This is a genomic window from Pseudomonas sp. FSL L8-0168 (assembly GCF_037976155.1).
Lineage (GTDB): Bacteria > Pseudomonadota > Gammaproteobacteria > Pseudomonadales > Pseudomonadaceae > Aquipseudomonas > Aquipseudomonas paracarnis.
On the sequence record NZ_CP150262.1, the window covers coordinates 4,644,607 to 4,667,068 of the forward strand.

Sequence of the window (22,462 nt, forward strand, 5' to 3'; positions counted from 1 at the left end):
CGATTAACCCTCTACACGCAGCATGTAGTAAGCCTTGTTGATCATCCCGCGATTCTCGGGAGTATCCTGGACTTCTACAGTGTGACCGATGCGACGCAGACCCAAACCTTTAACGCACAATTTGTGGTTAGGGATGCGGCCGGTCATGCTTTTGATCAGCGTTACTTTAACGGTAGCCATGATCAGAAGATCTCCTTGACAGTCAGACCACGCTTGGCAGCGATGGACTCAGGAGATTGCATAGCCTTCAGACCCTTGAAAGTGGCGTGAACCACGTTTACCGGGTTAGTCGAGCCATAGCACTTGGCCAGAACGTTCTGAACGCCAGCAACTTCGAGGACAGCACGCATAGCGCCGCCAGCGATGATACCGGTACCTTCAGAAGCAGGCTGCATGTACACCTTCGAAGCGCCGTGAGCGGACTTCATTGCGTACTGCAGAGTGGTGCCGTTCAGATCAACTTGGATCATGTTGCGACGAGCAGCTTCCATTGCCTTCTGGATCGCGGCAGGCACTTCACGTGACTTGCCACGGCCGAAGCCAACACGCCCTTTACCATCACCCACCACGGTCAACGCGGTGAAAGTGAAGATACGGCCGCCTTTAACGGTTTTGGCTACGCGGTTAACTTGAACCAGCTTCTCAATGTAGCCTTCGTCGCGCTTTTGGTCGTTATTTGACATAACTTAGAACTCCAGCCCAGCTTCACGAGCAGCATCAGCCAGCGCTTTCACGCGGCCGTGGTACTTGAAGCCAGAGCGGTCGAAAGCCACTTGCGAGACGCCAGCGGCCTTAGCACGCGTAGCGACCAGCTGGCCAACCTTTGTGGCCGCGTCGATGTTGCCAGTGGCACCATCACGCAGTTCTTTATCCAAAGTCGAGGCGCTTGCCAGGACTTTGTTGCCGTCGGCCGAGATGACCTGGGCGTAGATGTGCTGCGACGAGCGGAACACGCAGAGACGCACGACTTCGAGTTCGTGCATTTTCAGGCGTGCTTTGCGAGCGCGACGCAGTCGAGTAACTTTTTTGTCGGTCATTTGCTATGCCCTACTTCTTCTTGGCTTCTTTACGACGGACGACTTCGTCCGCGTAGCGCACACCTTTGCCTTTGTACGGCTCTGGTGGACGGAAGTCGCGGATCTCAGCGGCCACTTGACCTACCAGCTGCTTGTCGATGCCCTTGATCAGGATATCGGTCTGGCTAGGAGTCTCAGCAGTGATGCCCGCTGGCAGTTCGTAATCCACTGGGTGCGAGAAGCCAAGGGCAAGGTTCAAAACCGTGCCTTTTGCTTGCGCTTTGTAACCAACACCGACCAGCTGGAGCTTACGCTCGAAGCCTTGGCTTACGCCTTGGACCATGTTGTTTACCAACGCACGCGTGGTACCGGCCATTGCGCGAGTTTGTTGATCGCCATTGCGAGCAGCGAAACGCAGCTCACCAGCTTCTTCAACGATCTCAACGGACGAATGGATGTTCAGTTCAAGAGTACCCTTGGCACCCTTCACCGAAAGCTGTTGGCCTGCGAATTTGACTTCGACACCGGCTGGCAGCTTAACGGGGTTCTTAGCGACGCGAGACATGCTTATCCCCCCTTAGAACACAGTGCAAAGAACTTCGCCGCCGACACCGGCAGCGCGCGCAGCACGATCCGTCATCACACCTTTGTTGGTGGAGACGATAGACACGCCCAGACCGCCACGAACTTTCGGCAGATCTTCAGCGGACTTGTACTGACGCAGGCCTGGACGGCTAACGCGCTTCACTTCCTCGATGACCGAACGGCCTTCGAAGTACTTCAGCTCGATGGACAGCAGTGGTTTGATTTCGCTGCTGATCTGATAACCCGCAATGTAGCCTTCGTCTTTCAGGACTTTGGCAACAGCTACCTTCAACTTGGAAGATGGCATGCTTACGACGGACTTTTCAGCCATCTGGGCATTACGGATACGAGTTAGCATGTCCGCTAACGGGTCCTGCATACTCATGGGCTAGACGCTCCTAATACAAAAAAATTAGCCTTGCGGCTACATATGTCGCCGAGAATCTCCGAGCACAAAAAACACGGGCTCAGGCGAGCCGCGTATTTTAGACATACTCCAGAAATGAAACAAGCCCCAAAAGGGGCTTGATCCAGATTCAAGGTCACCGGCGGTCAGTATCTTGCGATTCCGACCACCTGGACGTTGAAAGTACTTACCAGCTGGCTTTAACCAGACCTGGTACGTCACCACGCATTGCCGCTTCACGCAGTTTGTTACGGCCGAGGCCGAACTTGCGGTAAACGCCGTGTGGACGACCGGTCAGGCGGCAGCGGTTACGCATGCGCGAAGCGCTTGCGTCACGTGGCTGCTTCTGCAGAGCAACTGTAGCTTCCCAACGCGCTTCTGGACTTGCGTTCAGATCAACGATGATTGCTTTCAGTGCTGCACGCTTCTTGGCGTACTTGGCAACCGTGAGCTGACGCTTCAGCTCGCGGTTTTTCATGCTCATCTTGGCCATGGTCCTACTCCAATCAGTTGCGGAACGGGAATTTGAACGCACGCAGCAGAGCGCGGCCTTCATCATCGTTCTTGGCAGTGGTGGTCAGGGTGATGTCCAGACCGCGGAGAGCATCGATCTTGTCGTAGTCGATTTCCGGGAAGATGATCTGCTCTTTCACGCCCATGCTGTAGTTACCACGACCATCGAAGGACTTGGCATTCAGGCCGCGGAAGTCGCGGACCCGAGGCAGGGAGATCGACAGCAGACGATCCAGGAATTCGTACATACGCTCACGGCGCAGAGTCACTTTGACGCCGATCGGCCAACCTTCACGGACTTTAAAGCCAGCGATGGATTTCCGAGCGTAAGTCACAACGACTTTTTGACCGGTGATCTTTTCCAGGTCAGCAACAGCGTGCTCGATGACTTTTTTGTCGCCGATCGCTTCGCCCAGACCCATGTTCAGGGTGATTTTGGTGACGCGCGGAACTTCCATCACGTTCCCGAGCTTAAGTTCTTCCTTAAGCTTAGGGGCGATTTCCTTCCGGTAAATCTCTTGTAGTCGTGCCATGGTCTAATCTACCTAGCAGTGTTCAAGCATCAACCGCTTTTTGGGTCGACTTGAAGACACGAATTTTCTTACCGTCTTCTACTTTGAAACCAACGCGGTCAGCCTTGTTGGTTTCGCCATTGAAGATGGCGACGTTAGAAGCGTCCAGCGGAGCTTCTTTCTCGACGATACCGCCCTGCACGCCCGACATCGGGTTAGGCTTGGTATGACGCTTGACCAGGTTCAGACCACCGATAACCAGACGGTTATTGGCGAGAACCTTAAGCACCTTACCGCGCTTACCTTTGTCTTTGCCGGCGATCACGATGATCTCGTCGTCACGACGAATCTTTTGCATGTCGGATCTCCTTACAGCACTTCTGGGGCGAGCGAGACGATCTTCATGAACTTCTCAGTACGAAGTTCACGGGTCACTGGCCCAAAGATACGGGTGCCGATCGGCTCTTGCTTGTTGTTCAGAAGAACAGCAGCGTTGCCATCAAAGCGGATAATGGAGCCATCAGCACGACGTACGCCGTGACGAGTGCGGACTACAACAGCAGTCATCACTTGGCCTTTTTTCACCTTACCGCGAGGAATTGCTTCCTTCACGGTAACTTTGATGATGTCACCGATACCAGCGTAACGACGATGGGAGCCACCCAGCACCTTGATGCACATAACACGGCGAGCGCCGCTGTTATCGGCCACATCGAGCATGGATTGAGTCTGAATCATATAATTTCTCCGACCCCTAGTCCTTAGACTTCCACAGCGCGTTCGAGAACATCAACCAGTGCCCAAGACTTGGTCTTGGCCATCGGACGAGTTTCACGAATAGTGACCTTGTCGCCGATGTGGCACTGATTGGTTTCGTCGTGCGCGTGCAGCTTAGTCGAACGCTTAACATATTTACCGTAGATCGGGTGCTTAACGCGACGCTCGATCAAAACGGTGATGGTTTTGTCCATCTTGTCGCTGACAACACGGCCAGTCAGCGTACGGACAGTCTTTTCGGCTTCAGCCATGATCACTTACCTGCCTGCTGGTTGAGCACAGTCTTCACGCGAGCGATGTCACGCTTAACTTGCGAGAGCAGATGAGACTGCCCCAACTGGCCAGTTGCTTTCTGCATACGCAGATTGAACTGGTCGCGCAGCAGGCCGAGCAGTTGCTCGTTCAGCTGCTGTGCGGATTTTTCACGAAGTTCATTCGCTTTCATCACATCACCGTCCGTTTAACAAAGGAGGTGGCGAGCGGCAGCTTTGCAGCAGCCAGGGCGAAAGCCTCACGCGCCAGCTCTTCAGAAACACCCTCGATTTCATACAGGACTTTGCCTGGCTGAATCTGGGCTACCCAGTATTCCACGTTACCCTTACCTTTACCCATCCGAACCTCGAGAGGCTTTTTGGAGATCGGCTTGTCCGGGAATACACGGATCCAGATCTTGCCGCCACGTTTTACGTGACGGGTCAGAGCACGACGCGCTGACTCGATCTGACGAGCGGTGAGACGACCACGAGCTACAGACTTCAGCGCGAACTCGCCGAAGCTGACTTTGCTACCGCGCTGAGCCAGACCACGGTTGTGGCCTGTCATCTGCTTGCGGAACTTCGTACGCTTAGGTTGCAACATTTGGCGTACCCCTTACTTAGCAGCTTTTTTACGAGGCGCTGGTGCTTGTGGTTTCAGTTCTTCTTGGCGACCACCAATTACTTCGCCTTTGAAGATCCAAACCTTTACACCGATCACACCGTAAGTGGTGTGAGCTTCGTAGTTGGCATAGTCGATGTCGGCACGCAGGGTGTGCAGTGGCACACGACCTTCGCGATACCATTCAGTACGTGCGATTTCAGCACCGCCGAGACGACCGCTCACTTGGATTTTGATGCCTTTGGCACCAATGCGCATGGCGTTCTGTACGGCGCGCTTCATAGCGCGACGGAACATTACGCGACGCTCCAGCTGCTGAGCTACGCTCTGCGCAACCAGCATACCGTCGAGCTCCGGCTTGCGGATCTCTTCGATATTGATGTGCACAGGCACACCCATTTGCTTGGTCAGGTCCTGACGCAGTTTCTCAACATCTTCACCTTTCTTCCCGATAACGATACCTGGACGAGCGGTGTGGATGGTGATACGTGCAGTTTGGGCCGGACGATGGATATCGATACGGCTTACGGACGCGCTTTTTAGTTTGTCTTGGAGATACTCACGCACCTTCAGATCAGCGAACAAGTAGTCCGCATAAGTCCGACCGTCTGCGTACCAGACGGAGGTGTGCTCCTTGACGATTCCCAGGCGAATGCCAATGGGATGTACTTTCTGACCCATCTCTTCGACTCCGTTACTTGTCAGCAACCTTGACAGTGATATGGCAAGACCGCTTGACGATGCGATCAGCACGGCCTTTGGCACGTGGCATGATGCGCTTCAGCGAACGCCCTTCGTTGACGAAAACGGTGCTGACCTTCAGGTCATCAACGTCTGCGCCTTCGTTATGCTCGGCGTTGGCTACGGCCGACTCCAGCACTTTCTTCATGATCTCGGCGGCTTTCTTACTGCTGAAAGCCAACAGGTTGAGCGCTTCGCCCACCTTCTTCCCGCGGATCTGGTCGGCGACCAAGCGGGCTTTCTGGGCGGAGATTCGAGCGCCCGACAACTTAGCGGCTACTTCCATTTCCTAACCCCTTAACGCTTGGCTTTCTTGTCTGCCACGTGCCCACGATAAGTGCGGGTACCGGCAAACTCGCCCAGTTTGTGGCCGACCATGTCTTCGTTAACGAGAACTGGGACGTGTTGACGACCGTTGTGTACTGCGATGGTCAGACCGACCATTTGTGGCAGGATCATCGAACGACGCGACCAGGTCTTAACTGGTTTGCGATCGTTCTTTTCCGCCGCCACTTCGATCTTCTTCAGTAGGTGAAGATCAATAAAAGGACCTTTTTTCAGAGAACGTGGCACTGTCGTATCCCTCTATTTACTTGCGACGACGGACGATCATTTTGTCGGTACGCTTATTACCACGAGTCTTCGCGCCCTTAGTCGGGAAGCCCCATGGCGATACCGGATGACGACCACCAGAGGTACGACCTTCACCACCACCGTGTGGGTGGTCAACCGGGTTCATGGCAACACCACGAACGGTTGGGCGAACGCCACGCCAGCGTTTGGCACCAGCTTTACCCAACGAACGCAGGCTGTGCTCGGAGTTCGAGACTTCGCCCAGGGTCGCACGGCATTCAGCCAGTACTTTACGCATCTCACCAGAACGCAGACGCAGGGTCACGTAGACACCTTCACGAGCGATCAGCTGAGCCGAAGCACCAGCGGAACGAGCGATTTGCGCGCCTTTACCTGGCTTCAATTCGATGCCGTGTACGGTGCTACCAACTGGAATGTTACGCAGTTGCAGAGCATTGCCCGGCTTGATCGGTGCCAAAGCACCTGCGATCAGCTGGTCGCCAGCACTTACGCCTTTAGGGGCGATGATGTAGCGACGCTCGCCATCTGCGTACAGCAGCAGAGCGATGTGAGCAGTACGGTTTGGATCGTATTCAATACGCTCGACAGTGGCAGCGATGCCATCTTTGTCGTTGCGACGGAAATCGACCAGACGATAATGCTGCTTATGGCCACCACCGATGTGACGAGTGGTAATGCGACCATTGTTGTTACGACCACCAGACTTCGATTTTTTCTCGAGCAGCGGTGCGTGAGGAGCGCCTTTATGCAGCTCCTGGTTGACCACCTTGACCACAAAACGGCGGCCAGGGGAAGTCGGTTTGCATTTAACGATTGCCATGATGCACCCCTTCCTTACTCAGCACTGCTGCTGAAATCGAGATCTTGGCCTGGCTGAAGGGAGATAACTGCCTTCTTCCAGTCATTACGCTTGCCCAGACCGCGAGCAGTGCGCTTGCTCTTACCCAGAACATTCAGGGTAGTAACACGCTCTACTTTCACGCTGAACAGGCTTTCGACGGCCTTCTTGATTTCCAGCTTGGTTGCGTCAGTTGCAACCTTGAAAACGAACTGGCCTTTCTTGTCAGCCAGAACCGTAGCCTTTTCGGAAACGTGCGGGCCAAGCAGAACTTTAAATACGCGTTCCTGGTTCATCCCAGCAGCTCCTCGAATTTCTTCACGGCCGACACGGTGATCAACACCTTGTCGTATGCGATCAGACTAACTGGATCGGAACCTTGCACGTCACGTACATCAACGTGTGGCAGGTTGCGAGCAGCCAGGTACAGGTTCTGATCAACAGCTTCAGACACGATCAAAACATCGGTCAGGCTCATGTTGTTCAGTTTGCCCAGCAGATCTTTGGTTTTTGGACTTTCAACAGCGAAGTCCTGAACCACGACCAGACGATCAGTACGCACGAGTTCAGCAAGGATGGAGCGCAGAGCTGCGCGGTACATCTTCTTGTTGAGCTTCTGAGAGTGATCCTGTGGACGAGCTGCGAAAGTGGTACCGCCGCCACGCCAGATTGGGCTACGGATAGTACCGGCACGAGCACGGCCAGTGCCTTTCTGACGCCAAGGGCGCTTACCGCCACCACGTACGTCGGAACGGGTCTTTTGCTGCTTGCTACCTTGACGGCCGCCGGCCATGTAGGCCACGACTGCTTGGTGAACGAGCGTCTCGTTGAATTCGCCGCCAAATGTCAGTTCGGAAACTTCGATCGCTTGAGCGTCATTTACATTTAATTGCATGTCAGCTTCCCCTTAACCGCGAGCCTTGGCCGCTGGACGTACAACCAGGTTGCCGCCAGTAGCGCCAGGAACAGCACCCTTGACCAACAACAGATTGCGTTCAGCGTCGACGCGCACTACTTCGAGGGACTGCACGGTCACGCGCTCAGCGCCCATATGACCGGACATTTTTTTGCCCTTGAATACACGACCAGGAGTCTGGCACTGGCCAATAGAGCCCGGGACGCGGTGGGAAACGGAGTTACCGTGAGTGTTGTCTTGACCACGGAAATTCCAACGCTTGATCGTACCCTGGAAGCCTTTACCCTTGGACTGACCGGTTACATCAACCAGTTGACCAGCGGCGAAGATTTCAGCGTTGATCAGATCGCCAGCCTGGTAGTCGCCGTCTTCAAGACGGAACTCCATAACAGTACGACCAGCTGCAACGTTTGCTTTAGCGAAGTGACCTGCTTGAGCAGCAGTCACGCGCGAAGCACGACGCTCGCCGACAGTGACTTGCACTGCACGATAGCCATCGGTTTCTTCAGTTTTGAACTGGGTGACGCGATTCGGTTCGATCTCAATGACCGTGACCGGAATGGAGACACCTTCTTCGGTGAAAATACGGGTCATACCGCATTTACGACCGACTACACCAATAGTCATGTTGTAAACCTCATGAGTGTACGGGGCTTTCACCCGCTATGGCCGCCCATTTCAGAGCGTTACACGACTAAGACCCAAGTCTTAGCCGAGGCTGATCTGTACTTCCACACCGGCCGCCAGATCGAGCTTCATAAGTGCATCAACGGTTTTATCCGTTGGCTGGACGATGTCCAGTACGCGCTTATGAGTACGGATCTCGTACTGGTCACGCGCGTCTTTGTTGACGTGCGGGGAGACCAGAACGGTGAACCGCTCTTTACGGGTAGGCAGTGGAATTGGACCACGCACTTGAGCACCAGTACGTTTCGCGGTTTCCACGATTTCCTGGGTGGATTGGTCGATCAGGCGATGGTCAAAAGCCTTCAACCTGATACGGATTTGCTGATTTTGCATTGGATTTCAGACTCCGGCTGCTATTCCCACCGGGCGCAATACGCCCGTTAAAAGGAGGCGCAATTCTATAGACGCCCTAGATAGGTGTCAACCCAATAAAAAAGGCCCCCGCTAAGCGGGGGCCTTCTCAAAACATCAAAGCTCACTCGAAAGAGAGATTACTCGATGATTTTAGCTACAACGCCAGCACCAACGGTACGGCCGCCTTCACGGATTGCGAAGCGCAGACCGTCTTCCATTGCGATGGTTTTGATCAGGGTAACAGTCATTTGAATGTTGTCACCTGGCATTACCATTTCAACGCCTTCTGGCAATTCGCAGTTACCGGTCACGTCAGTAGTACGGAAGTAGAACTGTGGACGGTAGCCTTTGAAGAACGGAGTATGACGGCCGCCTTCTTCTTTGCTCAGAACGTAAACTTCTGCGGTGAACTTGGTGTGCGGCTTGACCGAACCTGGCTTAACCAGAACCTGGCCACGCTCAACGTCGTCACGCTTGGTACCACGCAGCAGAACGCCGCAGTTCTCGCCAGCACGACCTTCGTCGAGCAGTTTGCGGAACATTTCAACACCGGTGCAGGTGGTGACAGTAGTGTCACGCAGACCAACGATTTCCAGTGGATCCTGAACGCGAACGATACCGCGCTCGATACGACCAGTCACAACAGTACCGCGACCAGAGATCGAGAATACGTCTTCGATTGGCATCAGGAACGGCTTGTCGGTCAGACGAACTGGTTCTGGGATGTAGCTGTCCAGAGTTTCAACCAGTTTACGAACGGCAGTGGTGCCCATTTCGTTTTCGTCATTGCCTTCCAGAGCCATACGAGCAGAACCGATGATGATCGGAGTGTCGTCACCTGGGAAGTCGTAAGTGCTCAGCAGATCGCGCACTTCCATCTCAACCAGTTCCAGCAGCTCAGCGTCGTCTACCAGGTCAGCCTTGTTCAGGAAAACCACGATGTACGGAACGCCAACCTGGCGGGACAGCAGGATGTGCTCACGGGTTTGTGGCATCGGACCATCAGCGGCCGAGCAAACCAGGATCGCGCCGTCCATCTGGGCAGCACCAGTGATCATGTTCTTCACATAGTCAGCGTGACCTGGGCAGTCAACGTGAGCGTAGTGACGAATAGTCGAGTTGTACTCAACGTGCGCGGTGTTGATGGTGATACCACGAGCTTTTTCTTCTGGTGCGCTGTCGATCTTGTCGAAGTCAACACGAGCCGAACCGAAAACTTCGGAGCAGACGCGAGTCAGAGCAGCGGTCAGAGTGGTTTTACCGTGGTCAACGTGGCCGATGGTGCCAACGTTTACGTGCGGTAGGGAACGATCAAATTTTTCTTTAGCCACGACAATTAACTCCTTGCCTAAAGGACTGAATCAGCCTTGTTTTTTGGATACAGTTTCAGCGATGTGCGCCGGAGCTGTGTTGTATTTTTTGAATTCCATAGAGTAGCTTGCGCGACCCTGGGACATGGAGCGAACGTCGGTCGCATAACCGAACATCTCACCCAACGGAACCTCGGCGCGAATCACTTTGCCGGAAACCGTGTCTTCCATACCCAAGATCATGCCGCGACGACGGTTAAGGTCGCCCATGACATCACCCATATAGTCTTCAGGTGTAACAACTTCTACCGCCATGATTGGCTCAAGCAACTCACCACCGCCCTTCTGGGCCAGTTGCTTGGTTGCCATGGAAGCAGCCACCTTAAACGCCATCTCGTTGGAGTCGACGTCGTGGTAAGAACCGTCAAAAACGGTTGCTTTCAGGCCGATCAGCGGATAGCCGGCAACAACACCGTTCTTCATCTGCTCTTCGATACCCTTCTGGATAGCAGGGATGTATTCCTTAGGAACAACACCACCTACTACTTCGTTCACGAATTGCAGACCTTCCTGACCTTCGTCAGCAGGAGCAAAACGGATCCAGCAGTGACCGAACTGACCACGACCGCCGGATTGACGAACGAACTTGCCTTCGATTTCGCAGTTCTTCGTGATGCGCTCACGATAGGAAACCTGAGGCTTACCGATGTTGGCTTCGACGTTGAACTCACGGCGCATCCGGTCAACCAGGATGTCCAGGTGCAGCTCGCCCATGCCGGAGATGATCGTTTGACCAGTCTCTTCATCAGTCTTGACGCGGAAAGATGGATCTTCCTGAGCAAGCTTGCCCAGAGCGATACCCATTTTTTCCTGGTCATCCTTGGTCTTAGGCTCTACGGCAACCGAAATAACCGGCTCCGGGAAGTCCATGCGAACCAGGATGATTGGCTTGGCAGCGTCGCACAAAGTCTCACCAGTGGTGACGTCCTTCATGCCGATCAGGGCCGCGATGTCACCAGCGCGTACTTCCTTGATCTCTTCACGGGCGTTTGCGTGCATTTGCACCATACGACCCACGCGCTCTTTCTTGCCTTTAACCGAGTTGATCACGCCGTCGCCGGAGGCCAACACGCCCGAGTAAACGCGGACGAAGGTCAAAGTACCCACGAATGGGTCGGTAGCGATCTTGAACGCCAGAGCCGAGAACGGCTCGTTGTCATCGGCGTGACGCTCCATTTCTTCTTCCTCGTTATCAGGGTTGGAACCCTTGATAGCAGGAATGTCGGTTGGAGCAGGCAGGTAGTCGATAACGGCGTCGAGAACCAGGGGAACACCCTTGTTCTTGAACGAGGAACCGCAAACAGCCAAGACGATCTCACCAGCGATAGTACGCTGACGCAGAGCGGCCTTGATTTCCACGTTGGTGAGTTCTTCACCTTCGAGGTACTTGTTCATCAGCTCTTCGCTGGCTTCGGCAGCAGCCTCAACCATGTTGTTGCGCCACTCGTCAGCCAGTTCCTGAAGCTCTTCAGGGATAGGCTTACGAACAGGAACCATACCTTTGTCGGAATCATTCCAGTAAACAGCTTCCATGTTGATCAGATCGATCTGACCCTGGAAGTTGTCTTCGGAACCGATAGCCAACTGGATAGGCACCGGAGTGTGACCCAGACGCTGCTTGATCTGACCGATCACGCGCAGGAAGTTGGCACCAGCACGGTCCATCTTGTTTACATAAACAAGACGTGGAACGCCGTACTTGTTGGCTTGACGCCATACGGTTTCCGACTGAGGCTCAACACCCGAGGTGCCGCAGAACACAACGACAGCGCCGTCGAGTACGCGCAGGGAACGTTCAACTTCAATGGTGAAGTCTACGTGGCCCGGGGTATCGATTACGTTGAAGCGATGCTCGTCTTTGTACTGCTTCTCGGAACCTTTCCAGAAGGCGGTAATAGCAGCAGAAGTAATGGTAATACCACGCTCCTGCTCCTGAACCATCCAGTCTGTGGTCGCGGCGCCGTCATGCACCTCGCCCATTTTGTGACTTTTGCCGGTGTAAAACAGTACGCGCTCGGTGGTGGTGGTTTTACCAGCATCCACGTGAGCGACGATACCGATGTTACGGTAGCGGCTAATCGGAGTAGTACGAGCCATAAAGCCCTCGCAAAATTAGTGAAGCTAAAATTAGAAGCGGTAGTGCGAGAAAGCTTTGTTGGCTTCAGCCATACGGTGCACGTCTTCACGCTTCTTAACAGCAGCACCTTTACCTTCAGCAGCGTCCAACAGTTCGCCGGCCAAACGCAGAGCCATAGACTTCTCGCCGCGCTTACGGGCGAAGTCTACCAACCAGCGCATTGCCAGAGCGTTACGACGGGACGGGCGAACTTCAACCGGAACCTGGTAAGTAGCACCGCCTACACGGCGCGACTTCACTTCGACCAGCGGAGCGATGGCGTCGAGAGCTTTCTCGAAGATTTCCAGGGGGTCGCTGTTCTTGCGTTCTTTAACCTTTTCCAGCGCGCCATAAACGATACGCTCGGCAACGGCTTTCTTGCCGCTTTCCATCACGTGGTTCATGAACTTGGCCAGGATTTGGCTTCCGTATTTTGGATCGTCAAGCACTTCGCGCTTGGCTGCTACGCGTCTTCTTGGCATGGATAAGCCCTCAAACGGTCTTCAGGTTCGCTCGGAATCGGTGCCCTTTCGGGACGCCTCCGACCTTACTCTTATCGACTCAGAAAATAAGATGATTCAGGTTTACAAAAAGCCGCTACTACTTAGGCTTCTTGGTACCGTACTTCGAACGACCCTGGTTACGACCTTTAACGCCGGAAGTATCCAAGGAACCGCGTACGGTGTGATAACGAACACCTGGCAAGTCTTTTACACGACCGCCGCGGATCAGTACCACGCTGTGCTCTTGCAGGTTGTGGCCTTCACCGCCGATGTACGAGGAAACCTCGAAACCGTTGGTCAGACGCACACGGCATACTTTACGCAGTGCCGAGTTAGGTTTTTTCGGCGTGGTGGTATACACACGGGTGCATACGCCACGACGTTGCGGGCAGTTCTGCAGCGCAGGTACGTCGGATTTCTCGACGATACGCTTACGCGGCTGACGTACCAGCTGGTTGATAGTTGCCATCTACTAGCTCCACTGTTGTCTTGCGACGCTATTGTCTTGCAAGAAAAGCAAAATGGCAGGAACGAATTCCCGCCAAATTTAGGGGTACAAGAGTCTAAAGAGGATCTTGTCCCCAGTCAAGGCAAGGCCCCGACCTCCCCTCGCGTCGAACCGGGGCAAAAATGCCTCGATCCGACGAACGGGAGTGCCAGGGCCCAGACTCATCTATCGCAGAACTCAGTTACCGCTTGAGTTCAGCGCTTCGGTCAGTGCAGCTTCCACTTCACTGGCGCTTACGCGCAGCGGCTTGTCAGCATCACGGCGACGCTTACGCTCGCTGTGGTAAGCCAAACCGGTACCTGCCGGGATCAGACGACCCACGACTACGTTTTCTTTCAGGCCGCGCAGGTAATCGCGCTTGCCGGTTACCGCTGCTTCGGTCAGTACGCGAGTGGTCTCCTGGAAGGAGGCCGCCGAGATGAACGACTCAGTGGACAACGACGCCTTGGTGATACCCAGCAGCACGCGAGTGAACTTGGAGACAAATTTCTCTTCGTTCGCCAGGCGCTCGTTTTCTACCAGTACGTGAGTCAGTTCCATCTGGTCGCCCTTGATGAAACTGGAATCGCCGGATTCAGCGATTTCAACTTTACGCAGCATCTGACGCAGGATGGTCTCGATGTGCTTGTCGTTGATCTTCACGCCTTGCAGACGGTAAACGTCCTGGATCTCGTTAACGATGTACTTGGCCAGCGCACTCACACCCAGCAGACGCAGGATATCGTGTGGATCGCTCGGGCCGTCGGAGATAACTTCGCCGCGGTTTACCTGTTCGCCTTCGAACACGTTCAGGTGACGCCACTTCGGAATCAGCTCTTCATACGGATCGCTACCGTCGTTCGGGGTAATGACCAGACGGCGCTTGCCCTTGGTCTCTTTACCGAACGCGATGGTGCCGCTGACTTCAGCCAGAATCGACGCTTCTTTCGGACGACGAGCTTCGAACAAGTCGGCAACACGCGGCAGACCACCGGTGATGTCACGGGTCTTCGAAGTTTCTTGCGGGATACGCGCGATAACATCACCGATCGCGATCTTCGCACCATCCGCTACACCGACCAGGGCGTTGGCTGGCAGGAAGTACTGAGCGATTACGTCAGTGCCTGGCAGCAACAGGTCCTTGCCGTTGTCGTCGACCATCTTCACGGCAGGACGGATGTCTTTGCCGGCAGCTGGACGATCTTTGGCGTCGAGTACTTCAATGTTGGTCATACCGGTCAATTCGTCAGTCTGACGCTTGATCGTGATGCCTTCTTCCATGCCCACGTAGGTCACGGTACCTTTCATTTCGGTAACGATTGGGTGAGTGTGCGGATCCCACTTGGCCACGATTGCGCCAGCGTCGACCTTGTCACCTTCTTTAACCGAAATCACAGCACCGTACGGCAGCTTGTAACGCTCACGCTCACGACCGTAGTCATCAGCGATTGCCAGCTCACCGGAACGGGACACAGCAACCAAGTGGCCATCCACTCGCTCAACGTGCTTGAGGTTGTGCAGACGGACGGTACCGCCATTCTTAACCTGAACACTGTCGGCTGCGGAGGTCCGGCTTGCCGCACCACCGATGTGGAACGTACGCATGGTCAGCTGGGTACCCGGCTCACCGATGGACTGGGCAGCGATAACGCCGACCGCTTCACCGATGTTCACCTGGTGACCACGAGCCAAGTCACGGCCGTAGCACTTGGCGCAGATGCCGTAGCGGGTTTCGCAGCTGATCGGCGAGCGAACGATCACTTCGTCGATGCTGTTGAGTTCGATGAACTCGACCCACTTCTCATCCACCAGGGTACCGGCAGGAACGATAACTTCCTCGGTGCCTGGCTTGAATACGTCACGGGCAATAACACGACCCAATACGCGCTCACCCAGCGGCTCTACAACGTCACCGCCTTCAATGTGCGGAGTCATCAGCAGGCCGTGCTCGGTGCCGCAATCGATCTCGGTTACAACCAGATCTTGTGCAACGTCTACCAGACGACGAGTCAGGTAACCGGAGTTAGCGGTTTTCAACGCGGTATCCGCAAGCCCCTTACGAGCACCGTGAGTAGAGATGAAGTACTGGAGTACGCTCAAACCTTCACGGAAGTTCGCAGTGATCGGCGTTTCGATGATGGAACCGTCCGGCTTGGCCATCAGGCCACGCATACCGGCGAGCTGACGGATCTGCGCAGCAGAACCCCGTGCGCCCGAGTCGGCCATCATGTACATCGAGTTGAAGGACTCCTGGTCAACTTCGTCGCCGTGACGGTCGATGACTTTCTCTTTCGAGAGGTTGGCCATCATCGCCTTGGACACTTCGTCGTTGGCCTTGGACCAAAGGTCGATCACTTTGTTGTACTTCTCGCCCTGGGTTACCAGGCCGGAGGCGTACTGGCTCTCGATCTCTTTCACTTCGTCAGTGGCAGCACTGATGATGCGGGCTTTTTCATCCGGGATAACGAAGTCGTTAACGCCGATGGAAACGCCGGAGATAGTCGAGTAAGCGAAACCTGTGTACATCAACTGGTCAGCGAAGATAACGGTCTCTTTCAAACCAACCACGCGGTAGCACTGGTTGATCAGCTTGGAGATCGCCTTTTTCTTCATCGGCAGGTTGACGACGTCGTACGACAGACCTTTTGGAACAACCTGGTACAACAGCGCACGGCCGACAGTGGTGTCGACGATACGGGTGTTGCTCACGCTGCCGCCGTCACGGTCGTTGACGGTTTCGTGGATCCGCACCTTGACCTTGGCGTGCAGTGCGGCTTCGCCGGCACGGAACACACGGTCAACTTCTTGCAGGTCAGCGAACACACGACCTTCGCCTTTGGCGTTGATCGCTTCACGAGTCATGTAGTACAGACCCAATACAACGTCCTGCGACGGAACGATGATTGGCTCACCGTTGGCTGGCGACAGAATGTTGTTGGTCGACATCATCAACGCACGCGCTTCCAACTGGGCTTCCAGTGTCAGCGGTACGTGCACGGCCATTTGGTCGCCGTCGAAGTCGGCGTTGTACGCGGCACAGACCAGAGGGTGCAGCTGGATAGCCTTACCTTCGATCAGTACAGGTTCAAACGCCTGGATACCCAGACGGTGAAGGGTCGGTGCACGGTTGAGGAGAACCGGGTGTTCGCGAATCACTTCAGCGAGAACGTCCCAAACCTCTGGCAGTTCGCGCTCGACCATTTTCTTGGCCGCTTTGATGGTGGTCGCGAGACCGCGCATTTCCAGCTTGCCGAAGATGAACGGCTTGAACAGCTCGAGTGCCATCTTCTTGGGCAGACCGCACTGGTGCAGACGCAGGGTCGGGCCTACGGTAATTACCGAACGACCGGAGTAGTCAACACGCTTACCGAGCAAGTTCTGACGGAAACGACCTTGCTTACCCTTGATCATGTCAGCCAGGGATTTCAGAGGGCGCTTGTTGGAACCGGTGATAGCGCGACCACGACGACCGTTGTCGAGCAAGGCATCCACAGCTTCCTGCAACATACGCTTTTCGTTGCGCACGATGATGTCCGGAGCGGACAGATCAAGCAGGCGCTTCAAGCGGTTGTTACGGTTGATCACGCGGCGGTACAGGTCGTTGAGGTCGGACGTCGCGAAACGACCACCGTCCAACGGCACCAGCGGACGCAGGTCTGGCGGCAGAACCGGCAGAACGGTCAGCACCATCCACTCTGGCAAGTTGCCGGAACCCTGGAAGGCTTCCATCAACTTCAGACGCTTGGACAGTTTCTTGATCTTGGTTTCGGAGTTGGTTTGCGGAATTTCTTCGCGCAGACGACCAATCTCGTGCTCCAGGTCGATAGCGTGCAGCAGTTCGCGGACAGCTTCGGCACCCATGCGGGCATCGAAATCGTCGCCGAACTCTTCCAGCGCTTCGAAGTACTGCTCGTCGTTCAGCAGCTGACCTTTTTCAAGGGTGGTCATGCCTGGATCGATAACGACATAGCTCTCGAAGTAGAGAACGCGTTCGATATCACGCAGGGTCATGTCCATCAGCAAGCCGATACGGGACGGCAGCGATTTCAGGAACCAGATGTGGGCAACCGGCGAAGCCAGTTCGATGTGCGCCATGCGCTCACGACGAACCTTGGCCAGCGCAACTTCAACGCCGCACTTCTCGCAGATCACACCACGGTGCTTCAAGCGCTTGTACTTACCGCACAGGCACTCGTAATCCTTTACCGGGCCAAAGATCTTGGCGCAGAACAGGCCGTCACGCTCAGGTTTGAACGTACGGTAGTTGATGGTTTCCGGCTTTTTAACTTCACCGAACGACCACGAACGGATCATCTCAGGCGATGCCAATCCAATACGGATGGCGTCGAACTCTTCGACTTGACCCTGGTTTTTCAGCAAATTCAGTAGGTCTTTCAAGGCCTTTCCTCCTGGCGGAGCAGAGAGCGGGCCAAACGGCCACGCTCTCGATTCGCGTCACGTGTTATTCGGTTTCCAGATCGATATCGATGCCGAGGGAACGAATTTCTTTGATCAACACGTTGAAGGACTCGGGCATGCCCGGCTCCATACGGTGATCGCCGTCCACGATGTTTTTGTACATCTTGGTACGACCGTTCACATCGTCCGACTTCACTGTGAGCATTTCTTGCAGAGTGTATGCAGCACCGTATGCTTCCAGTGCCCAGACCTCCATCTCCCCGAAACGCTGACCACCGAACTGAGCCTTACCACCCAGCGGCTGCTGGGTAACCAGGCTGTACGAACCGGTAGAACGAGCGTGCATCTTGTCGTCTACCAAGTGGTTCAGCTTCAGCATGTACATGTAGCCAACAGTAACCGGGCGCTCAAACTTGTTGCCGGTACGGCCGTCGAACAGCTGCATCTGGCCGCTTTCCGGCAGGTCTGCCAGTTTCAGCATGGCCTTGATTTCGCTTTCCTTGGCACCGTCGAACACCGGGGTAGCCATTGGAACGCCGCCGCGCAGGTTCTTCGCCAGATCCAGGATTTCCTGGTCGGAGAAGGTGTCCAGCTCTTCGTTGCGACCGCCGATCTCGTTGTAGATCTCGTGCAGGAACTTGCGCAGGTCTGCGACCTTGCGCTGCTCTTCGATCATACGGTTGATCTTCTCGCCCAGACCTTTGGCCGCGAGGCCCAGGTGGGTTTCAAGGATCTGACCAACGTTCATACGCGAAGGTACGCCCAACGGGTTAAGGACGACGTCGACCGGGGTGCCATTGGCATCGTGCGGCATGTCTTCAACCGGCATGATCACGGAGACCACACCTTTGTTACCGTGACGACCGGCCATCTTGTCGCCCGGTTGGATGCGGCGACGGATTGCCAGGTAAACCTTGACGATTTTCAGCACGCCTGGAGCCAGGTCATCGCCCTGCTGCAGTTTGCGCTTCTTGTCTTCGAACTTGTCGTCCAGCAGACGGCGGCGATCAACGATATAGGCCTGGGCCTTCTCGAGCTGCTCGTTCAGAGCGTCTTCAGCCATGCGCAGTTTGAACCACTGGCCGTGCTCAAGACCGTCGAGAATTTCGTCGGTGATGTCCTGACCTTTCTTCAGACCTGCGCCGCCTTCAGCCTTGTGGCCTACCAGAGCGGAACGCAGACGTTCGAAGGTCGCGCCTTCAACGATACGGAACTCTTCGTTCAGGTCCTTGCGGATCTCGTCGAGCTGGGTCTTCTCGATGGACAGTGCACGAGCATCACGCTCAACGCCGTCACGGGTGAAGACCTGTACGTCGATGACAGTACCCTTGGTACCGGTAGGTACACGCAGGGAAGTGTCTTTAACGTCGCTGGCTTTTTCACCGAAGATGGCACGCAGCAGCTTCTCTTCCGGCGTCAGTTGGGTCTCGCCTTTCGGAGTGACCTTACCGACCAGGATGTCGCCAGCGCCAACTTCAGCACCTACGTAAACGATACCGGCTTCGTCCAGCTTGTTCAGTGCAGCTTCACCCACGTTCGGGATGTCTGCAGTGATTTCCTCTGGCCCAAGCTTGGTATCACGTGCCACACAGGTCAGTTCCTGGATGTGGATCGTGGTGAAGCGGTCTTCTTGAACCACACGCTCGGACAGGCAGATGGAGTCTTCGAAGTTGAAGCCGTTCCATGCCATGAACGCGATGCGCATGTTCTGACCCAGAGCCAGCTCACCCATGTCGGTGGACGGGCCGTCGGCCATGATGTCGCTACGCTGAACGCGATCACCCTTGCTCACCAGCGGACGCTGGTTGATGCAGGTGTTCTGGTTCGAGCGGGTGTATTTGGTCAGGTTGTAGATGTCGACACCGGCTTCGCCAGTTTCTACTTCGTCATCGGCAACACGAACCACGATACGGCTGGCATCAACGGAGTCGATCACGCCGCCACGACGAGCCACGACGCAAACGCCGGAGTCACGGGCTACGTTGCGCTCCATGCCGGTACCTACCAGCGGCTTGTCAGCACGCAGGGTCGGTACAGCTTGACGCTGCATGTTGGAACCCATCAACGCACGGTTGGCGTCATCGTGTTCCAGGAACGGGATCAGCGACGCTGCAACCGACACTACCTGCTTCGGAGAAACGTCCATCAAGGTGACGTCTTCCGGCGCCTTGACGGTGAACTCGTTCAAGTGACGAACAGCTACCAGCTCGTCGATCAGGACTTTCTTGTCGTTCATCGTGGCCGAAGCCTGAGCGATCACGTGATCAGCTTCTTCGATGGCGGACAGGAACACGATCTCGTCGGTGACCAGAGCGTCTTTCACCACACGGTACGGGCTTTCGAGGAAGCCGTACTGGTTGGTGCGCGCATAAGCGGCCAGGGAGTTGATCAGACCGATGTTCGGACCTTCCGGCGTTTCGATCGGGCAAACACGACCGTAGTGCGTCGGGTGTACGTCACGAACTTCAAAGCCTGCACGCTCACGGGTCAGACCGCCCGGGCCCAGTGCAGAAACACGGCGCTTGTGGGTGATCTCGGAGAGCGGGTTGTTCTGGTCCATGAACTGCGAAAGCTGGCTGGAACCGAAGAACTCTTTCACCGCCGCAGCCACTGGCTTGGCGTTGATCAGGTCTTGCGGCATCAGGCCTTCGCTTTCAGCCATCGACAGACGTTCTTTGACCGCACGCTCAACACGCACCAGGCCAACACGGAACTGGTTCTCGGCCATTTCGCCTACGCAGCGAACACGACGGTTACCCAAGTGGTCGATGTCATCGACGATGCCTTTGCCGTTACGGATGTCGACCAGGGTCTTCAGTACCGCAACGATGTCTTCCTTGCACAGCACGCCCGAACCTTCGATCTCGGTACGACCGATACGACGGTTGAACTTCATCCGGCCGACCGCAGACAGGTCATAGCGCTCAGGGCTGAAGAACAGGTTGTTGAACAGGGTTTCGGCAGCGTCTTTGGTTGGTGGCTCACCAGGACGCATCATGCGATAGATCTCGACCAGCGCTTCCAATTGGTTGCTGGTGGAGTCGATCTTCAGTGTGTCGGAGATGAACGGACCGCAGTCGATATCGTTGGTGTACAGGGTCTCGATGCGAACAACCTGGGCCTTGGCGATCTTGGCCAGGATCTCGGTGTTCAGCTCGGTGTTGCACTCAGCCAGGATTTCGCCTGTAGCCGGGTGAACGATGACCTTGGCGGTAGTGCGACCCAGGACGTAGTCCAATGGCACTTCCAGCTCTTTGATACCGGCTTTTTCGATCTGGTTGATGTGGCGCGCAGTGATACGACGGCCAGCCTCAACGATGACCTTGCCTTTTTCGTCCTGGATGTCCAGTACAGCAATTTCACCACGCAGACGCGAAGCGATCAGCTCCAGCTTGAGGGTTTCATCCTTCAGGCTGAATACGTTGGTGGTATAGAAAGCATCCAGCACTTGCTCAGTGGTGTAACCGAGCGCGCGCAGCAATACCGAGGCCGGCAGCTTGCGACGACGGTCGATACGCACGAACACGCAGTCTTTCGGGTCGAACTCGAAGTCCAACCACGAACCGCGGTACGGAATGATCCGCGCGGAGTACAGGAGTTTGCCGGAGCTGTGCGTCTTGCCGCGGTCGTGGTCGAAGAACACGCCCGGGGAACGGTGCAGCTGGGAAACGATTACACGCTCGGTACCGTTGATTACGAAGGTACCGTTTTCAGTCATCAGTGGGATTTCGCCCATGTAGACTTCTTGCTCTTTGATGTCCTTGATCGCTTTGTTCGACGATTCTTTGTCGAAAATGATCAGACGGACTTTTACCCGCAAAGGTACGGCGTACGTAACGCCACGCAACACGCATTCTTTGACATCAAATGCCGGTTCGCCCAGGCGATAACCGACGTACTCCAGCGCAGCATTGCCGGAGTAGCTGATGATCGGGAAAACGGATTTGAAGGCCGCATGCAGGCCCACGTCGCGGAACTGATCTTTGGTCGCTCCCGCCTGCAAGAATTCACGATACGAATCCAGCTGGATAGCCAGAAGGTACGGGACATCCATGACGTCCGGCAACTTGCTAAAGTCCTTGCGGATACGTTTTTTCTCAGTATATGAGTAAGCCATCAGCGTTCCCCAGCTTGGTCACCTGCTTGTTTGGCCCCTCCGACGGGAGCAGCCAGAAAATCTTGCAAACCCCATGGTTTGCACCACCGCTTCGGGTGGCTACAGCGCGTTAATGGCGGCGACCGAGTCGACAGCCAAGAACGGAAAAAGGCCGGTGGCAAGAGCCACCAGCCATCAGCCTTCAGCTTAACGCTTGGGCTGGAGACGCAAGGTCGATGCTTACTTCAGCTCGACTTTAGCGCCTGCTTCTTCCAGAGTAGCTTTGGCTTTGTCAGCTGCGTCTTTAGTAACAGCTTCCAGAACCATGGCAGGAGCGCCGTCAACTACAGCCTTGGCTTCTTTCAGGCCCAGACCGGTCAGTTCACGTACTGCCTTGATCACGTTTACTTTCTTCTCGCCAGCTTCGGTCAGCATGACGTTGAATTCGGTTTGCTCTTCAACAACGGCAGCAGCAGCAGCTGGACCGGCGGAAGCAGCGGCAGCGGAAACGCCGAATTTTTCTTCGAAAGCTTTGATCAGCTCAACAACCTGCAGAACCGACATTTCAGCTACGGCGTTGAGGATATCGTCTTGGGAGATAGACATTGCTGTATTTCCTGAATTGGGGGACGGCCTACGCGGCCATCGAAATAAAC

General features: G+C 55.2%; 27 protein-coding genes. All 27 read right to left on the bottom strand.

Translation table 11 applies throughout. The features are described from left to right. Positions 1-3: 3 nt before the first annotated feature. A complete protein-coding gene (gene rpmD, locus MHH62_RS21335) occupies positions 4-180 on the bottom strand; it encodes a 50S ribosomal protein L30 (RefSeq protein WP_003176408.1) in 177 nt (58 codons plus the stop codon). A gap of 2 nt (positions 181-182) precedes the next feature. After that, the gene (rpsE, locus tag MHH62_RS21340; RefSeq protein WP_003176409.1) at positions 183-683 is read right to left on the bottom strand and encodes a 30S ribosomal protein S5; all 501 of its coding nucleotides are present in this window, start codon (positions 681-683) and stop codon (positions 183-185) included. A 3-nt stretch (positions 684-686) separates the two neighbouring features. Further along, positions 687-1,037, bottom strand: coding sequence for a 50S ribosomal protein L18 (gene rplR / locus MHH62_RS21345; RefSeq protein ID WP_003186037.1), 351 nt, complete (start codon positions 1,035-1,037; stop codon positions 687-689). Between the two features lie 10 nt (positions 1,038-1,047). Next, positions 1,048-1,581, bottom strand: coding sequence for a 50S ribosomal protein L6 (gene rplF, locus MHH62_RS21350; RefSeq protein WP_003194640.1), 534 nt, complete (start codon positions 1,579-1,581; stop codon positions 1,048-1,050). A gap of 12 nt (positions 1,582-1,593) precedes the next feature. Then, positions 1,594-1,986, bottom strand: coding sequence for a 30S ribosomal protein S8 (gene rpsH, locus MHH62_RS21355; RefSeq protein ID WP_003176413.1), 393 nt, complete (start codon positions 1,984-1,986; stop codon positions 1,594-1,596). Positions 1,987-2,194: 208 nt separating this feature from the next. Continuing rightward, on the bottom strand, positions 2,195-2,500 hold the full coding sequence (gene rpsN / locus MHH62_RS21360; RefSeq protein ID WP_003176414.1) for a 30S ribosomal protein S14: 306 nt from the start codon (positions 2,498-2,500) through the stop codon (positions 2,195-2,197). Positions 2,501-2,513: 13 nt separating this feature from the next. Further along, positions 2,514-3,053, bottom strand: a complete 540-nt coding sequence (rplE, locus tag MHH62_RS21365) for a 50S ribosomal protein L5 (protein ID WP_003194642.1) — start codon at positions 3,051-3,053, stop codon at positions 2,514-2,516. 22 nt (positions 3,054-3,075) lie between these two features. Further along, positions 3,076-3,390 (bottom strand): 50S ribosomal protein L24, encoded by a 315-nt coding sequence (gene rplX, locus MHH62_RS21370; RefSeq protein WP_003176416.1) that lies wholly within the window; start codon positions 3,388-3,390, stop codon positions 3,076-3,078. Positions 3,391-3,401: 11 nt separating this feature from the next. Further along, entirely contained in the window at positions 3,402-3,770 is a 369-nt protein-coding gene (gene rplN / locus MHH62_RS21375; protein ID WP_002555479.1) for a 50S ribosomal protein L14, read from the bottom strand. 23 nt (positions 3,771-3,793) lie between these two features. Next, on the bottom strand, positions 3,794-4,060 hold the full coding sequence (gene rpsQ / locus MHH62_RS21380) for a 30S ribosomal protein S17 (RefSeq protein WP_003194644.1): 267 nt from the start codon (positions 4,058-4,060) through the stop codon (positions 3,794-3,796). 2 nt (positions 4,061-4,062) lie between these two features. After that, positions 4,063-4,254, bottom strand: coding sequence for a 50S ribosomal protein L29 (gene rpmC, locus MHH62_RS21385; protein ID WP_002555481.1), 192 nt, complete (start codon positions 4,252-4,254; stop codon positions 4,063-4,065). Then, positions 4,254-4,667 carry a 50S ribosomal protein L16 gene (gene rplP, locus MHH62_RS21390; protein ID WP_003176421.1) on the bottom strand — a complete coding sequence of 138 codons (414 nt, stop codon included), beginning with the start codon at positions 4,665-4,667 and terminating at the stop codon, positions 4,254-4,256. Before rplP ends, rpmC begins: the two co-directional genes overlap by 1 nt. A gap of 12 nt (positions 4,668-4,679) precedes the next feature. Then, entirely contained in the window at positions 4,680-5,366 is a 687-nt protein-coding gene (gene rpsC, locus MHH62_RS21395; RefSeq protein ID WP_003176422.1) for a 30S ribosomal protein S3, read from the bottom strand. Positions 5,367-5,379: 13 nt separating this feature from the next. Beyond that, complete coding sequence (gene rplV, locus MHH62_RS21400) at positions 5,380-5,712, bottom strand: 50S ribosomal protein L22 (RefSeq protein WP_003103908.1); 333 nt, start codon at positions 5,710-5,712, stop codon at positions 5,380-5,382. A gap of 11 nt (positions 5,713-5,723) precedes the next feature. Next, positions 5,724-5,999, bottom strand: coding sequence for a 30S ribosomal protein S19 (gene rpsS / locus MHH62_RS21405; RefSeq protein ID WP_002555486.1), 276 nt, complete (start codon positions 5,997-5,999; stop codon positions 5,724-5,726). Positions 6,000-6,015: 16 nt separating this feature from the next. Continuing rightward, on the bottom strand, positions 6,016-6,840 hold the full coding sequence (gene rplB / locus MHH62_RS21410; RefSeq protein ID WP_003186055.1) for a 50S ribosomal protein L2: 825 nt from the start codon (positions 6,838-6,840) through the stop codon (positions 6,016-6,018). 14 nt (positions 6,841-6,854) lie between these two features. Further along, positions 6,855-7,154 (bottom strand): 50S ribosomal protein L23, encoded by a 300-nt coding sequence (gene rplW / locus MHH62_RS21415; protein ID WP_002555488.1) that lies wholly within the window; start codon positions 7,152-7,154, stop codon positions 6,855-6,857. Continuing rightward, complete coding sequence (rplD, locus tag MHH62_RS21420; protein ID WP_003176424.1) at positions 7,151-7,753, bottom strand: 50S ribosomal protein L4; 603 nt, start codon at positions 7,751-7,753, stop codon at positions 7,151-7,153. The genes rplW and rplD overlap by 4 nt, the downstream gene beginning before the upstream one ends. Positions 7,754-7,765: 12 nt before the next feature. Then, entirely contained in the window at positions 7,766-8,401 is a 636-nt protein-coding gene (rplC, locus tag MHH62_RS21425) for a 50S ribosomal protein L3 (RefSeq protein WP_003194649.1), read from the bottom strand. Positions 8,402-8,482: 81 nt separating this feature from the next. Then, complete coding sequence (rpsJ, locus tag MHH62_RS21430) at positions 8,483-8,794, bottom strand: 30S ribosomal protein S10 (RefSeq protein WP_003186070.1); 312 nt, start codon at positions 8,792-8,794, stop codon at positions 8,483-8,485. A 158-nt stretch (positions 8,795-8,952) separates the two neighbouring features. Beyond that, positions 8,953-10,146, bottom strand: a complete 1,194-nt coding sequence (gene tuf / locus MHH62_RS21435; RefSeq protein ID WP_005791980.1) for an elongation factor Tu — start codon at positions 10,144-10,146, stop codon at positions 8,953-8,955. Between the two features lie 30 nt (positions 10,147-10,176). Beyond that, positions 10,177-12,282: an elongation factor G gene (fusA, locus tag MHH62_RS21440; RefSeq protein WP_003194651.1), complete on the bottom strand. Its 2,106-nt coding sequence runs from the start codon at positions 12,280-12,282 to the stop codon at positions 10,177-10,179. A gap of 30 nt (positions 12,283-12,312) precedes the next feature. Continuing rightward, positions 12,313-12,783: a 30S ribosomal protein S7 gene (gene rpsG / locus MHH62_RS21445; RefSeq protein WP_002555493.1), complete on the bottom strand. Its 471-nt coding sequence runs from the start codon at positions 12,781-12,783 to the stop codon at positions 12,313-12,315. 118 nt (positions 12,784-12,901) lie between these two features. Continuing rightward, a complete protein-coding gene (gene rpsL, locus MHH62_RS21450) occupies positions 12,902-13,273 on the bottom strand; it encodes a 30S ribosomal protein S12 (protein ID WP_002555494.1) in 372 nt (123 codons plus the stop codon). Between the two features lie 216 nt (positions 13,274-13,489). Next, a complete protein-coding gene (rpoC, locus tag MHH62_RS21455) occupies positions 13,490-17,689 on the bottom strand; it encodes a DNA-directed RNA polymerase subunit beta' (RefSeq protein WP_003194653.1) in 4,200 nt (1,399 codons plus the stop codon). Positions 17,690-17,753: 64 nt separating this feature from the next. Then, complete coding sequence (gene rpoB / locus MHH62_RS21460; RefSeq protein WP_019819139.1) at positions 17,754-21,827, bottom strand: DNA-directed RNA polymerase subunit beta; 4,074 nt, start codon at positions 21,825-21,827, stop codon at positions 17,754-17,756. A gap of 219 nt (positions 21,828-22,046) precedes the next feature. Beyond that, positions 22,047-22,412 (bottom strand): 50S ribosomal protein L7/L12, encoded by a 366-nt coding sequence (gene rplL / locus MHH62_RS21465; RefSeq protein ID WP_020302454.1) that lies wholly within the window; start codon positions 22,410-22,412, stop codon positions 22,047-22,049. Positions 22,413-22,462 lie beyond the last annotated feature (50 nt).

Coding starts and splice junctions, on each gene's coding strand:
- rplF (WP_003194640.1), bottom strand. CDS start 1,581: ATGTCTCGCGTCGCTAAGAACCCCGTTAAGCTGCCAGCCGGTGTCGAA.
- rplP (WP_003176421.1), bottom strand. CDS start 4,667: ATGTTGCAACCTAAGCGTACGAAGTTCCGCAAGCAGATGACAGGCCAC.
- rpsC (WP_003176422.1), bottom strand. CDS start 5,366: ATGGGTCAGAAAGTACATCCCATTGGCATTCGCCTGGGAATCGTCAAG.
- rplR (WP_003186037.1), bottom strand. CDS start 1,037: ATGACCGACAAAAAAGTTACTCGACTGCGTCGCGCTCGCAAAGCACGC.
- rpsE (WP_003176409.1), bottom strand. CDS start 683: ATGTCAAATAACGACCAAAAGCGCGACGAAGGCTACATTGAGAAGCTG.
- rplC (WP_003194649.1), bottom strand. CDS start 8,401: ATGACTATTGGTGTAGTCGGTCGTAAATGCGGTATGACCCGTATTTTC.
- rpsH (WP_003176413.1), bottom strand. CDS start 1,986: ATGAGTATGCAGGACCCGTTAGCGGACATGCTAACTCGTATCCGTAAT.
- rpsJ (WP_003186070.1), bottom strand. CDS start 8,794: ATGCAAAATCAGCAAATCCGTATCAGGTTGAAGGCTTTTGACCATCGC.
- rplW (WP_002555488.1), bottom strand. CDS start 7,154: ATGAACCAGGAACGCGTATTTAAAGTTCTGCTTGGCCCGCACGTTTCC.
- rplL (WP_020302454.1), bottom strand. CDS start 22,412: ATGTCTATCTCCCAAGACGATATCCTCAACGCCGTAGCTGAAATGTCG.
- rpmC (WP_002555481.1), bottom strand. CDS start 4,254: ATGAAAGCGAATGAACTTCGTGAAAAATCCGCACAGCAGCTGAACGAG.
- rpoB (WP_019819139.1), bottom strand. CDS start 21,827: ATGGCTTACTCATATACTGAGAAAAAACGTATCCGCAAGGACTTTAGC.
- rpmD (WP_003176408.1), bottom strand. CDS start 180: ATGGCTACCGTTAAAGTAACGCTGATCAAAAGCATGACCGGCCGCATC.
- rplN (WP_002555479.1), bottom strand. CDS start 3,770: ATGATTCAGACTCAATCCATGCTCGATGTGGCCGATAACAGCGGCGCT.
- rpsN (WP_003176414.1), bottom strand. CDS start 2,500: ATGGCCAAGATGAGCATGAAAAACCGCGAGCTGAAGCGTCAGCTCACG.
- rplE (WP_003194642.1), bottom strand. CDS start 3,053: ATGGCACGACTACAAGAGATTTACCGGAAGGAAATCGCCCCTAAGCTT.
- rpsG (WP_002555493.1), bottom strand. CDS start 12,783: ATGCCAAGAAGACGCGTAGCAGCCAAGCGCGAAGTGCTTGACGATCCA.
- rplD (WP_003176424.1), bottom strand. CDS start 7,753: ATGCAATTAAATGTAAATGACGCTCAAGCGATCGAAGTTTCCGAACTG.
- rplV (WP_003103908.1), bottom strand. CDS start 5,712: ATGGAAGTAGCCGCTAAGTTGTCGGGCGCTCGAATCTCCGCCCAGAAA.
- rplX (WP_003176416.1), bottom strand. CDS start 3,390: ATGCAAAAGATTCGTCGTGACGACGAGATCATCGTGATCGCCGGCAAA.
- fusA (WP_003194651.1), bottom strand. CDS start 12,282: ATGGCTCGTACTACTCCGATTAGCCGCTACCGTAACATCGGTATCGTC.
- rplB (WP_003186055.1), bottom strand. CDS start 6,840: ATGGCAATCGTTAAATGCAAACCGACTTCCCCTGGCCGCCGTTTTGTG.
- rpsQ (WP_003194644.1), bottom strand. CDS start 4,060: ATGGCTGAAGCCGAAAAGACTGTCCGTACGCTGACTGGCCGTGTTGTC.
- rpsL (WP_002555494.1), bottom strand. CDS start 13,273: ATGGCAACTATCAACCAGCTGGTACGTCAGCCGCGTAAGCGTATCGTC.